The following is a 12,400-nucleotide window of genomic DNA, read 5'->3' as shown; positions in this document are numbered from 1 at the left end:
GCGGGACATCGGCAACAGGGCCCGGACACGGGTCGGCGCAGGTGTCCTTGCGTTGCCATAACCCTGGTGGTTAACGATACTGGCGCCGATTTTCCAACCAACAAGAACACCAAAACCGTGGAACCTTAGCAATGAGCACAGCAATCAGTCCGACTGCTTATAACTACAAGGTCGTCCGCCAGTTCGCCATCATGACGGTGGTCTGGGGGATCCTTGGCATGGGCCTCGGCGTCTTCATCGCCTCGCAGCTGGTGTGGCCACAACTGAACCTGGACCTGCCCTGGACCAGCTTCGGCCGCCTGCGCCCGCTGCACACCAACCTGGTTATCTTCGCCTTCGGCGGCTGTGCGTTGTTCGGCACCAGCTACTACGTGGTGCAGCGAACCTGCCAGACCCGGCTGATCTCCGACAGCATGGCCGCCTTCACCTTCTGGGGCTGGCAGGCGGTGATCGTCGGCGCTGGGATCACCCTGCCGCTGGGCTACACCACCTCCAAGGAATACGCCGAGCTGGAATGGCCGATCGCGATCCTGCTGGCCGTTGTCTGGGTGACCTACGCCCTGGTGTTCTTCGGCACCATCGTCAAGCGCAAGACCAAGCACATCTACGTCGGCAACTGGTTCTACGGCGCCTTCATCGTGGTTACTGCGATGCTGCACATCGTCAACCACATCTCGCTGCCGGTGAGCCTGTTCAAGTCGTACTCGGCCTACTCCGGCGCCACCGACGCGATGATCCAGTGGTGGTACGGCCACAACGCCGTGGGCTTCTTCCTGACCACCGGCTTCCTGGGGATGATGTACTACTTCGTGCCCAAGCAGGCCGAGCGGCCGATCTACTCGTATCGCCTGTCGATCGTGCACTTCTGGGCGCTGATCACCCTGTACATCTGGGCCGGTCCCCACCACCTGCACTACACCGCCCTGCCTGACTGGGCACAGTCGCTGGGCATGGTGATGTCGATCATCCTCCTGGCACCGAGCTGGGGCGGCATGATCAACGGCATGATGACCCTGTCCGGTGCCTGGCACAAACTGCGCACCGACCCGATCCTGCGGTTCCTGGTGGTGTCCCTGGCGTTCTACGGCATGTCCACCTTCGAAGGCCCGATGATGGCCATCAAGACCGTGAACTCGCTGTCGCACTACACCGACTGGACCATCGGCCACGTCCACGCCGGCGCCCTCGGCTGGGTAGCGATGATCTCCATCGGCGCGGTCTACCACATGATCCCGAAACTCTACGGCCGCGAGCAGATGCACAGCGTCGGCCTGATCAACGCGCACTTCTGGCTGGCCACCATCGGCACCGTGCTGTACATCGCCTCGATGTGGGTCAACGGCATCACCCAGGGCCTGATGTGGCGCGCCATCAACGATGACGGCACGCTGACCTACTCCTTCGTCGAAGCCCTGCAGGCCAGCCACCCAGGCTTTATCGTCCGGGCCCTGGGCGGTGCGTTCTTCGCCTCCGGCATGCTGCTGATGGCCTACAACGTGTTCCGCACTGTACGCGCCGCCAACCCGGCGCAGGCTGAAGAAGCCGCCAAGATCGTCGTCGTGGGAGCGCACTGATGAAGCATGAAGCCGTCGAGAAGAACATAGGCCTGCTGGCCTTCTTCATGGTCATCGCCGTGAGCATCGGGGGTCTGACCCAGATCGTCCCGCTGTTCTTCCAGGACGTGACCAACAAACCCGTCGAAGGCATGAAGCCGCGCACCGCGCTGGAGCTTGAAGGCCGTGACATCTACATCCGTGAAGGCTGCGTCGGTTGTCACTCGCAGATGATCCGCCCGTTCCGCGCCGAAACCGAGCGCTACGGCCACTACTCGGTAGCCGGCGAAAGCGTCTGGGACCACCCGTTCCTGTGGGGCTCCAAGCGTACCGGTCCGGACCTGGCCCGGGTCGGCGGTCGCTACTCCGACGACTGGCACCGCGCGCACCTGTACAACCCGCGCAACGTGGTGCCGGAGTCGAAGATGCCGTCCTACCCGTGGCTGGTCGAGCACAAGCTCGACGGCAAGGACACCGCGAAGAAGATGGAGGTGCTGCGCACACTCGGTGTGCCATACACCGACGCCGACATCGCCGGCGCCCACGACGCGGTCAAGGGCAAGACCGAAATGGACGCCATCGTTGCGTACCTGCAAGGTCTTGGCACCATCATCAAAAGCAAACGGTGACGCTGATGGATATCGGGATGATTCGCGGCCTGGGCACCGTGGTGGTGATGGTGGCCTTCGTGGGCCTTGCGCTGTGGGTGTTCAACCCACGGCGCAAGCGGGAGTTCGACGAAGCCACGCAACTGCCCTTCGCGGATGATCCCGAGGCCAAAAAGCACGTCGAGCAAGCGCAAGCAAAAGTTGCTGGGAGCAAACAACAATGACAACCTTCTGGAGTCTGTACGTCACCGTCCTGACCCTGGGCACCATCTTCTCGTTGACCTGGCTGCTGCTGTCGACCCGCAAGGGCCAGCGCGAAGAGGTCACCGACGAAACCGTCGGGCATGCCTTCGATGGCATCGAGGAATACGACAACCCGCTGCCCAAATGGTGGTTCTGGCTGTTCGTCGGCACCATCATCTTCGCCCTCGGCTACCTGGTGCTATACCCGGGCCTGGGCAACTGGAAAGGCATGCTGCCGGGCTACTCGTACCTGGATACCGAAAAGCAGACCGAGTTCAGCAATGGCCAGCCCGGCTGGACCGGCGTGCACGAGTGGGAAAAGGAAATGGCCAAGGCCGATGCGCGCTTCGGGCCGATCTTCGCCAAGTTCGCGGCCATGCCCATCGAAGAGGTGGCCAAGGACCCGCAAGCACTGAAGATGGGCGCGCGGTTGTTTGCCTCCAACTGCTCGGTGTGCCACGGTTCCGACGCCAGGGGTGCCTACGGCTTCCCCAACCTGACCGACAAGGATTGGCGCTGGGGCGGCGAGCCGGAAACCATCAAGACCACCATCATGGGCGGTCGTCATGGGGTGATGCCGGCCTGGTCGGAAGTGATCGGCGAGCAAGGCGTGGCGGATGTGGCGGCCTTCGTGGTCAGCAAGCTCGATGGCCGCAGCCTGCCGGAAGGCGCCAAGGCCGACGTCGAGAACGGGCAGAAGATCTTCGCGGCCAACTGCGTGGCTTGCCACGGGCCGGAAGGTAATGGCACCCCGGCCATGGGCGCGCCGAACCTCAACCACCCGCAGGCGTTCATCTACGGTTCGAGCTTTGCCCAGCTGCAGCAGACCATTCGCTATGGTCGCCAGGGGCAGATGCCGGCGCAGGAACAGCTGCAGGGCAATGACAAGGTGCATTTGCTGGCGGCTTATGTGTACAGCCTGTCGAACCAGGCTGAGCCGGCCAAGGCTGAGTAAGGCAGGCCTGGCCCTATCGCCGGCAAGCCGGCTCCCACAAGGTCTCCACAACACTGGGAGGCATGTGTGGGAGCCGGCAGGCCGGCGATAGGGGCAGTGAATCCACCCGCTTCATGACCTGCATCAATTGACACCCGCCATATCACGATTCCTATCGTGAACCCAATGCGACAAAAGGTCGCAATGCGACCCCAGTGTGCCATCACCGGCGTATCATGGATCGCAGCGCGCCAGCAGACGGCGCGAGACTGCGGCCGGCACGCACTGGCCGCGGCGTTTCTCCACTGCCGTGGGACTTGATGATGAGCAAGCAAATTCCGGTACATGACGTCACCCCGCCTGCCAGCAAAGGGAAGGACTCCGTCGACCTCTACGCCTCTCGCGAGAAAATCTACACCCGCGCCTTCACTGGCGTGTTCCGCAGGCTGCGCATAGCCGGCGGGGCGCTGTTGTTCCTGCTGTACTTCGGCACCGTCTGGCTGAACTGGGGTGGCCACCAGGCCGTGTGGTGGAACCTGCCCGAACGCAAGTTCTACATCTTCGGCGCCACCATCTGGCCACAGGATTTCATCCTGCTTTCAGGCATCCTCATCGTCGCCGCCTTCGGCCTGTTCTTCATCACCGTCTTCGCCGGCCGCGTCTGGTGCGGCTACACCTGCCCGCAGAGCGTGTGGACGTGGATCTTCATGTGGTGCGAAAAGGTCACCGAGGGTGACCGCAACCAGCGCATGAAGCTCGACCGAGCCCCCATGAGCGGCAACAAGTTCCTGCGCAAGTTCGCCAAGCACAGCCTTTGGCTGCTGATCGGCTTCGTTACCGGCATGACCTTCGTCGGCTACTTCTCGCCGATTCGTGAACTGGTCATCGAATTCTTCACCGGCCAGGCCGATGGCTGGGCGTATTTCTGGGTCGGCTTCTTCACCCTCGCCACCTATGGCAATGCCGGCTGGCTGCGTGAACAGGTGTGCGTGTACATGTGCCCCTATGCGCGCTTCCAGAGCGTGATGTTCGACAAGGACACCCTGATCGTCTCCTACGACCCGCGCCGCGGCGAAACCCGTGGCCCACGCAAGAAAGACCTGGACTACAAGGCCAAGGGCCTGGGCGACTGCATCGACTGCACCATGTGCGTTCAGGTGTGCCCGACCGGCATCGACATCCGCGATGGCCTGCAGATCGAATGCATCGGCTGCGCCGCCTGCATCGACGCCTGCGACAGCATCATGGAAAAGATGAACTACCCCAAAGGCCTGATCAGCTACACCACCGAGCACAACCTGTCGGGGCAGAAAACCCACATGGCACGCCCACGCCTGATCGGCTACGCGGTGGTACTGCTGGTGATGATCGGCGCCCTGGCCACCGCCTTCGCCACCCGTTCGCTGGTGGGCTTCGACGTCAGCAAGGACCGCGTGCTGTACCGCGAGAACGCCCAGGGGCGAATCGAGAACGTGTACAGCCTCAAGGTCATGAACAAGGACCAGCGCGACCACGTCTACGTGCTCGACGCCACCGGCCTGCCCGACCTGCGCCTCGAAGGCCAGCGGGAAATCCACGTGGCCGCCGGCGATATCGTCAGCCTGCCGGTGCAATTGTCGGTCGCCCCGGAAAAACTGCCCTCGACCACCAACGAAATCACCTTCATCCTCAAGAGCGCCGATGACAGCGCCTCCGAGGTCAATGCCAAGAGCCGTTTCATCGGCCCACAGATCCGCTGAGAGAGAACACTGACAATGCCTGCCACCGCCGCCAGCCCCTGGTACAAGCACCTCTGGCCCTGGATCATCATCGGCATCCTCACCACCTCGGTGTGCCTGAGCCTGACCATGGTCAGCATCGCCGTGAACAACCCGGATAACCTGGTCAACGACAACTATTACGAGGCCGGCAAGGGCATCAACCGCTCGCTGGATCGCGAGCTGCTGGCACAGACCCTCAACCTCAAGGCCACCGTGCACCTCGACGAGCTGACCGGCGAAGTGGACGTGCGCCTGACCGGCGCAAGCGACCCACAGAGCCTGGAACTGAACCTGATCTCGCCGACCCAGCCGGACAAGGATCGCAAGGTGCTGCTCAGCCGGGCCGAGGCGGGACGGTATGTGGGACAGTTGGATGACAAGGTCGAGGGGCGGCGTTTCGTCGAGCTGCTGGGCAGTCAGGATGAACATGTGTGGCGGTTGTTCGAGGAGGAGAAGGTGGAGCATGGGGTGACCCTGGCATTGGGCGATGAGGCGCTGCAGGGTGCCGAGCATCAACAATGAAACCACACACCTTGGGGGGCGCTTTGCGCCCCTTTCGCGACACAAGGCCGCTCCTACAGGTGATCGCGTATTCCTGTAGGAGCGGCCTTGTGTCGCGAAAGGGCTGCAAAGCAGCCCCGGCAATCCCTCGACATAAGACTGTTCCAACATGACCCAACCCACCCCCTGCTACCACTGCGCCCTGCCCGTCCCTGCCGGTAGCCGCTTCACCGCCGTGGTCCTCGGCGAGCCACGGCAATTCTGCTGCCCGGGCTGCCAGGCAGTGGCCGAATCGATCGTCGCCGGCGGCCTGGAGCACTACTACCAGCACCGCAGCGACAGCAGCGCCAACCCCGAGGCCCTGCCCAGGCAACTGCAGGACGAACTGGCCCTGTATGATCGCAGCGACGTGCAGCAGACCTTCGTCCGCCATGCCGACGAACGCGCCGAGGCCACACTGATGGTCGAGGGCATCAGCTGCGCCGCCTGCGGCTGGCTGATCGAAAAACACTTGCGCAACATCCCCGGCGTCGCCGAGGCCCGCCTGAACCTGTCCAACCACCGCCTGCTGCTCAACTGGGACGACCAGCAACTGCCGCTGTCCAGGCTGCTGGCCGAGCTGCGCCAGATCGGCTACGCCGCCCACCCCTACCAGCCCGACCAGGCTGCCGAGCAGTTGGCCCGGGAAAACCGCAGCGCCCTGCGCCGCCTGGGTGTGGCCGGGCTGCTGTGGTTCCAGGCGATGATGGCAACCATGGCCACCTGGCCGGAATTCAACATCGACCTGTCGCCCGAGATGCACACCATCCTGCGTTGGGTCGCACTGTTTCTCACCATTCCGATCGTGTTCTACAGCTGCGCGCCATTTTTCAAGGGTGCCGCCCGCGACCTGCGCACCCGTCACCTGACCATGGACGTGTCGGTCTCGCTGGCCATCGCCCTGGCCTTCGGCGCCGGGATCTGGACCGCCGTCACCGGCAGCGGCGAGCTGTACTTCGACACCGTGGGCATGTTCGCCCTGTTCCTGCTCACCGGCCGCTACCTGGAGCGCCGCGCCCGCGAACGCACGGCGGCGGCCACCGCGCAGCTGGTCAACCTGCTGCCGGCCTCGTGCCTGCGCCTGGATGCGTTCGGCCAGACCGCGCGCATCCTGCTCGGCGAACTGCAACGCGGCGACACCGTGCAGGTGCTGCCTGGGGCGGTGATCCCAGCCGACGGGCGTATCGTCGAGGGCCGTTCCAGCGTCGACGAGTCGCTGCTGACCGGCGAGTACCTACCGCAGCCTCGCCAGACGGGCGAGCGGGTCACCGGCGGCACGCTGAACGTGGAAAGCACTCTAAATGTGCAAGTCGAAGCCTTGGGCCACGACTCACGCCTGTCGGCCATCGTTCGCCTGCTGGAGCGCGCGCAGAGCGAAAAACCGCGCCTGGCGGAAATCGCCGACCGCGCCTCGCAGTGGTTCCTGCTGTTCAGCCTGGTGGCGGCGCTGGCCATCGGCCTGTGGTGGTGGTACCTGGACCCGTCGCGGGCGTTCTGGATCGTCCTGGCCATGCTGGTGGCGACCTGCCCGTGCGCCTTGTCGCTGGCCACCCCCACCGCCCTGACCGCCGCCACCGGCACCTTGCACAAGCTCGGCCTGCTGATTACCCGCGGCCATGTGCTGGAAGGCCTGAACCAGATCGACACGGTCATCTTCGACAAGACCGGCACCCTCACCGAAGGCCGCCTGGCCCTGCGCAGCATTCGCCCGCTCGGCACCCTGCCCGCCGACCGCTGCCTGGCCCTGGCTGCCGCCCTCGAAAACCGCTCCGAACACCCCATCGCTCGCGCCTTCGGTCGCACCGCCAGCGCCGCCGAAGACGTGCAAAGCGTGCCTGGCCTGGGCCTGGAGGGCCAGGTCGAAGGCCAGCGCCTGCGCATCGGCCAGGCCACGTTCGTTTGCGCCCTAAGCGGCGCCGAAATCCCCAGCGTGCCGGAACCGCGCGGGCAATGGCTGCTGCTCGGTGATCGCCAGGGGCCGCTGGCCTGGTTCGGCCTTGACGACCGCCTGCGCGAGGACGCCCCTGCCCTGCTCGCTGCCTGCAAGGCACGTGGCTGGCGCACGCTGCTGCTGTCGGGCGACAGCTCGCCGATGGTCGCCGAGGTAGCCGCGCAACTGGGCATCGACCAGGCCATCGGCGGCCTGCGCCCGGACGACAAACTGGACCGGCTCAAGGCGCTGCAAGCGGCTGGCCGCAAGGTGCTGATGCTGGGTGACGGGGTCAACGACGTACCGGTACTGGCCGCCGCCGACATCAGCATCGCCATGGGCAGCGCCACGGACCTTGCCAAGACCAGTGCCGACGCGGTGCTGCTCAGCAACCGCCTGCAGGCACTGGTGCAGGCGTTCGAGCTGGCCCGCCGCACCCGCCGCAACATCGTCGAAAACCTGCTGTGGGCAACGCTGTATAATGGCCTGATGTTGCCGTTCGCCGCGCTCGGCTGGATCACTCCGGTGTGGGCGGCCATCGGCATGTCGGTCAGTTCGCTGATCGTGGTGCTCAACGCCTTGCGCCTGACCCGCCTGCCTGCCGGCGCGGGCTTGCCGGCGAGCGGCGTTGCACAAACCGGAAGGAAATCAGCATGCCCGCCCTCTATGTCATGATCCCGGCCGCCCTGCTGCTCGTCGGGGTTGCCGTCTACATCTTCTTTTGGGCGGTAGACAGCGGCCAGTACGACGACCTCGACAGCCCCGCCCACAGCATCCTGTTCGATGACCAGGACCCACGCCACCAGGCTGCCGTGAAAGACGACCCAGCCACCCCCGAAGACAAGGACACACCACCCCGTGCCTGACCTGCTTGCCCTGCTGGGCTCGGCACTGATCCTTGGCCTGCTCGGCGGCGGCCATTGCCTGGGCATGTGTGGCGGCCTGATGGGCGCGCTGACCCTGGCCATCCCACCCGAACAACGCGCCAGGCGCGCGCAACTGTTGCTGGCCTACAACCTTGGACGCATCCTCAGTTATGCCTGCGCAGGCCTGCTGCTGGGCCTGGCCGGCTGGGCCGTGGCCAGCAGCCCGGCCGCCCTGGCGTTACGGGTAGTGGCCGCGCTTTTGCTGATCGCCATGGGCCTGTACCTGGCGGGCTGGTGGAGCGGCTTGACCCGCATCGAGGTGCTGGGCAGGGGCTTGTGGCGGCATATCCAGCCGGTGGCTTCGCGCCTGTTGCCGGTTTCCAGCCTGCCGCGGGCCCTGCTGCTGGGGGCGTTGTGGGGCTGGTTGCCGTGCGGGCTGGTGTACAGCACCTTGCTGTGGGCGGCCAGCCAGGGCAATGCGGGGTATAGCGCGGCGTTGATGCTGGCGTTCGGGCTGGGTACCTGGCCGGTACTGTTGGCCACGGGGCTGGCGGCGGAGCGGGTGAACATTGTGCTGCGTCGGCGCAGTGTGCGGATGGCGGGTGGGTTGCTGGTGATTCTGTTTGGCCTTTGGACGATGCCTGGCCCTCATCAACATTGGTTGATGGGGCATTGAGGGGGGCTGCTACGCAGCCCAATCGCTGGCAAGCCAGCTCCCACAAATGCCGCATGCCCCTCCCTGTGGGAGCCGGCTTGCCGGCGATGGGCCGCACAGCGGCCCCAATGCCTTTTGATACAGATCAAAAAACGGCTTCCAGGCCCGCACAGCGGCCCCGATGCCTTTTGATACAAATCAAAACAGCCCCTTCCAGACGGCCATAGACTCCGGACACTGCTGCTCATTCCGGGGACCGCCCACATGCTCGAAGATCTACGCTGGGATGCCGACCTGATCCGCCGCTACGATCTGGCCGGCCCACGCTACACCTCCTACCCCACCGCCGTGCAACTGCACAGCGAAGTGGGATCGTTCGACCTGCTCCACGCCCTGCGCGAAAGCCGTCGGGCCGTACGCCCGCTGTCCTTGTACGTGCACGTGCCGTTCTGCGCCAACATCTGCTACTACTGCGCCTGCAACAAAGTCATCACCAAGGACCGTGGCCGCGCCGCGCCTTACCTGCAGCGCCTGGAGCAGGAAATCCAGCTGATCGCCTGCCACCTGGACCCGAAACAACGGGTCGAGCAGCTGCATTTCGGTGGGGGCACCCCCACCTTCCTCAGCCATGTCGAACTGCGCCAACTGATGGCCACCCTGCGCCAGCACTTCAACCTTCTGGACGATGACTCCGGCGACTACGGCATCGAGATCGACCCGCGCGAAGCCGACTGGTCGACCATGGGCCTGCTTCGCGAACTGGGCTTCAACCGCGTCAGCCTCGGTGTGCAGGACCTGGACCCGGCGGTGCAACGCGCGGTCAACCGTCTGCAGAGCCTGGAACAAACCCGCACCCTGATCGAAGCGGCGCGCACCCTGCAATTCCGCTCGGTCAACCTCGACCTGATCTATGGCCTGCCCAAGCAGACCCCGGAAGGTTTCGCGCGTACGGTGGAAGAAGTGATCCGCCTGCAGCCCGACCGTCTGTCGGTGTTCAACTACGCCCACCTGCCCGAACGCTTCATGCCCCAACGGCGCATCGACAGCAACGACCTGCCAGGACCTGGGGCGAAGCTCGAGATGCTGCGCAATACCATCGAGCAACTCACCGCTGCCGGCTACCGCTACATCGGCATGGACCACTTCGCCCTGCCCGACGACGAACTGGCCGTCGCCCAGGAGGAAGGCACACTGCAGCGCAACTTCCAGGGCTACACCACGCACGGTCATTGCGACCTGATCGGCCTTGGGGTGTCGGCGATCAGCCAGATCGGCGACCTCTACTGCCAGAACAGCAGCGACCTGAACACCTACCAGGACAGCCTCTCCAACGCCCAGCTGGCGACCCAGCGCGGGCTGCTGTGCAACCAAGATGACCGGATACGGCGGGCGGTGATCCAGCAGTTGATCTGCCATTTCGAGCTGGACTTCGAATCGATCGAGGAGGCCTTCACCCTCGATTTTCGCGGTTACTTCAACGAACTCTGGCCGGAACTGCAGACCCTGCAGCGCGACGGCCTGATCAGCCTCGACGACAAAGGCATCCGCATCCTGCCGGCCGGGCGCCTGCTTGCCCGCTCGGTGTGCATGCTGTTCGATGCCTACCTGGCGATGCACAACCGCCAGCGTTTCTCGCGAGTGATCTAGCTGTACGAGTCGTTTGACCGCATGGACAAGCGGCCTTCTCAGGCACACTATGGGCGTGAATGAACCCCCGGCGTCATGCAGCTGGGGTTCGGCCAGGGCGCACCACAAAAGCGCACGCTGGCCTACACCCTATGCCGTAGGTTACCCTTACGACTTATGTGTGCTTTCCGAGAAGGATCGATTCAAAATGTCCGAGCCAGTCAAACTGCGCCAACATAACCAGGCCCATTGCAAGGATTGCAGCCTGGCGCCTCTGTGCCTGCCTCTTTCACTCAACCTGGAAGACATGGACGCACTGGATGACATCGTCAAACGCGGACGCCCGCTGAAGAAAGGCGAATTCCTGTTCCGCCAGGGTGACAATTTCGGCTCGGTCTACGCCGTGCGCTCCGGCGCCCTCAAGACCTTCAGCCTGAGCGACAGCGGTGAAGAACAGATCACCGGCTTCCACCTGCCCAGCGAACTGGTCGGCCTGTCCGGCATGGATACCGAAGCCTACCCGGTCTCGGCCCAGGCCCAGGAAACCACGTCGGTGTGCGAGATCCCGTTCGAGCGCCTCGATGAGCTCTCGGTGCAATTGCCGCAGCTGCGCCGCCAGCTGATGCGGGTGATGAGCCGTGAAATTCGTGACGACCAGCAGATGATGCTGCTGCTGTCGAAAAAGACCGCCGACGAGCGCATCGCCACGTTCCTGGTCAACCTGTCCGCGCGTTTTCGTGCCCGTGGCTACTCGGCCAACCAGTTCCGCCTGAGCATGTCGCGCAACGAAATCGGCAACTACCTGGGCCTGGCGGTGGAAACCGTGTCGCGGGTGTTCACCCGTTTCCAGCAAAATGGCCTGATTCGCGCCGAAGGCAAGGAAGTGCACATCCTCGACCCGATCCAGCTGTGTGCGCTGGCCGGTGGTGCGATCGAGGTCTGAAAGCTGCGCTAAGAAGGTATACTGGCGCAATCGTTTTCCCCAGGATACCCGCAATGATGCACAGCGACGCTTTCGACCTCAAAGCCCTGATCCGCCCGGTAGTGGACTTTCCCAAACCGGGCGTGATCTTCCGCGACATTACCCCGCTATTCCAGTCGCCACGCGGGCTGCGCTATGTAGCCGACCAGTTCATCGAGCGTTACGTTGAGGCTGAATTCAGCCACATCGGCGCCATGGACGCGCGGGGCTTCCTGATCGGCTCGATCATCGCCCACCAGTTGAACAAGCCGCTGATCCTGTTCCGCAAGCAGGGCAAGCTGCCGGCCGACGTGTTGTCGGAGGGGTATCAGACCGAGTACGGCGAGGCCTTCCTGGAAGTGCATGCCGACAGCCTGTGCGAAGGGGATTCGGTGCTGATCTTCGATGACCTGATTGCCACTGGCGGTACGTTGCTGGCTGCGGCGAACCTGGTGCGTCGCACTGGGGCTCAGGTGTTCGAGGCGGCGGCGATCATTGATCTGCCCGAGCTGGATGGGTCGCGCCGGCTGCAGGCGGCAGGGGTGCCGACCTTCTGTCTGACCGAGTTCTCGCTGAGCGAATATTGAGTGATGGCGGGGGGCGCTTTGCGCCCCTTTCGCGACACAAGGTGTTCTGGTCAAGTTTTGCCGGACACCGATTACGGTGATCACGCTGCCTGTTGCTCCATAGCTATTGGCGACAGGTAGTTGTTATAGCTGTGGAG

The 12,400-nt window shown here is 64.1% G+C and carries 12 protein-coding genes; all 12 read left to right on the top strand.

From position 1 onward, the window contains the following. Positions 1-131: 131 nt before the first annotated feature. The 12 genes from ccoN (at position 132) to ACIPZB_RS18925 (ending at position 12,263) form a co-directional block, all read left to right on the top strand. Entirely contained in the window at positions 132-1,574 is a 1,443-nt protein-coding gene (gene ccoN / locus ACIPZB_RS18980) for a cytochrome-c oxidase, cbb3-type subunit I (protein ID WP_400642079.1), read from the top strand. Next, the gene (ccoO, locus tag ACIPZB_RS18975; RefSeq protein WP_008093485.1) at positions 1,574-2,182 is read left to right on the top strand and encodes a cytochrome-c oxidase, cbb3-type subunit II; all 609 of its coding nucleotides are present in this window, start codon (positions 1,574-1,576) and stop codon (positions 2,180-2,182) included. The genes ccoN and ccoO overlap by 1 nt, the downstream gene beginning before the upstream one ends. Positions 2,183-2,187: 5 nt before the next feature. Then, entirely contained in the window at positions 2,188-2,385 is a 198-nt protein-coding gene (locus ACIPZB_RS18970; protein WP_400642078.1) for a cbb3-type cytochrome oxidase subunit 3, read from the top strand. Further along, positions 2,382-3,359 carry a cytochrome-c oxidase, cbb3-type subunit III gene (gene ccoP / locus ACIPZB_RS18965; protein WP_400642077.1) on the top strand — a complete coding sequence of 326 codons (978 nt, stop codon included), beginning with the start codon at positions 2,382-2,384 and terminating at the stop codon, positions 3,357-3,359. The genes ACIPZB_RS18970 and ccoP overlap by 4 nt, the downstream gene beginning before the upstream one ends. Before the next feature lie 302 nt (positions 3,360-3,661). Beyond that, positions 3,662-5,077 (top strand): cytochrome c oxidase accessory protein CcoG, encoded by a 1,416-nt coding sequence (ccoG, locus tag ACIPZB_RS18960; protein WP_400642076.1) that lies wholly within the window; start codon positions 3,662-3,664, stop codon positions 5,075-5,077. Positions 5,078-5,092: 15 nt separating this feature from the next. Further along, a complete protein-coding gene (locus ACIPZB_RS18955) occupies positions 5,093-5,620 on the top strand; it encodes a FixH family protein (RefSeq protein WP_400642075.1) in 528 nt (175 codons plus the stop codon). A 148-nt stretch (positions 5,621-5,768) separates the two neighbouring features. Further along, positions 5,769-8,243: a heavy metal translocating P-type ATPase gene (locus ACIPZB_RS18950; RefSeq protein WP_400642074.1), complete on the top strand. Its 2,475-nt coding sequence runs from the start codon at positions 5,769-5,771 to the stop codon at positions 8,241-8,243. Continuing rightward, positions 8,222-8,434 (top strand): cbb3-type cytochrome oxidase assembly protein CcoS, encoded by a 213-nt coding sequence (gene ccoS, locus ACIPZB_RS18945; protein ID WP_008093492.1) that lies wholly within the window; start codon positions 8,222-8,224, stop codon positions 8,432-8,434. The genes ACIPZB_RS18950 and ccoS overlap by 22 nt, the downstream gene beginning before the upstream one ends. Continuing rightward, positions 8,427-9,110: a sulfite exporter TauE/SafE family protein gene (locus ACIPZB_RS18940; RefSeq protein ID WP_400642073.1), complete on the top strand. Its 684-nt coding sequence runs from the start codon at positions 8,427-8,429 to the stop codon at positions 9,108-9,110. Before ccoS ends, ACIPZB_RS18940 begins: the two co-directional genes overlap by 8 nt. Before the next feature lie 243 nt (positions 9,111-9,353). After that, complete coding sequence (gene hemN / locus ACIPZB_RS18935) at positions 9,354-10,736, top strand: oxygen-independent coproporphyrinogen III oxidase (protein WP_400642072.1); 1,383 nt, start codon at positions 9,354-9,356, stop codon at positions 10,734-10,736. Positions 10,737-10,923: 187 nt separating this feature from the next. Next, positions 10,924-11,658, top strand: a complete 735-nt coding sequence (gene fnrA / locus ACIPZB_RS18930; RefSeq protein ID WP_008093497.1) for a Crp/Fnr family transcriptional regulator FnrA — start codon at positions 10,924-10,926, stop codon at positions 11,656-11,658. Positions 11,659-11,714: 56 nt separating this feature from the next. Continuing rightward, complete coding sequence (locus ACIPZB_RS18925) at positions 11,715-12,263, top strand: adenine phosphoribosyltransferase (protein ID WP_009683910.1); 549 nt, start codon at positions 11,715-11,717, stop codon at positions 12,261-12,263. Positions 12,264-12,400 lie beyond the last annotated feature (137 nt).

The organism is Pseudomonas sp. NPDC089396, assembly GCF_044749545.1.
Classification (GTDB): Bacteria; Pseudomonadota; Gammaproteobacteria; order Pseudomonadales; family Pseudomonadaceae; genus Aquipseudomonas.
The sequence above is the reverse complement of the archived record's forward strand: the minus strand, read 5'-3'. Positions and strand labels throughout refer to the sequence as shown.

Excerpts from the sequence above, each read along its gene's own strand:
- ccoN (WP_400642079.1), top strand. The coding sequence starts at position 132 with ATGAGCACAGCAATCAGTCCGACTGCTTATAACTACAAGGTCGTCCGC.
- ccoO (WP_008093485.1), top strand. The coding sequence starts at position 1,574 with ATGAAGCATGAAGCCGTCGAGAAGAACATAGGCCTGCTGGCCTTCTTC.
- ACIPZB_RS18970 (WP_400642078.1), top strand. The coding sequence starts at position 2,188 with ATGGATATCGGGATGATTCGCGGCCTGGGCACCGTGGTGGTGATGGTG.
- ccoP (WP_400642077.1), top strand. The coding sequence starts at position 2,382 with ATGACAACCTTCTGGAGTCTGTACGTCACCGTCCTGACCCTGGGCACC.
- ccoG (WP_400642076.1), top strand. The coding sequence starts at position 3,662 with ATGAGCAAGCAAATTCCGGTACATGACGTCACCCCGCCTGCCAGCAAA.
- ACIPZB_RS18955 (WP_400642075.1), top strand. The coding sequence starts at position 5,093 with ATGCCTGCCACCGCCGCCAGCCCCTGGTACAAGCACCTCTGGCCCTGG.
- ACIPZB_RS18950 (WP_400642074.1), top strand. The coding sequence starts at position 5,769 with ATGACCCAACCCACCCCCTGCTACCACTGCGCCCTGCCCGTCCCTGCC.
- ccoS (WP_008093492.1), top strand. The coding sequence starts at position 8,222 with ATGCCCGCCCTCTATGTCATGATCCCGGCCGCCCTGCTGCTCGTCGGG.
- hemN (WP_400642072.1), top strand. The coding sequence starts at position 9,354 with ATGCTCGAAGATCTACGCTGGGATGCCGACCTGATCCGCCGCTACGAT.
- fnrA (WP_008093497.1), top strand. The coding sequence starts at position 10,924 with ATGTCCGAGCCAGTCAAACTGCGCCAACATAACCAGGCCCATTGCAAG.
- ACIPZB_RS18925 (WP_009683910.1), top strand. The coding sequence starts at position 11,715 with ATGCACAGCGACGCTTTCGACCTCAAAGCCCTGATCCGCCCGGTAGTG.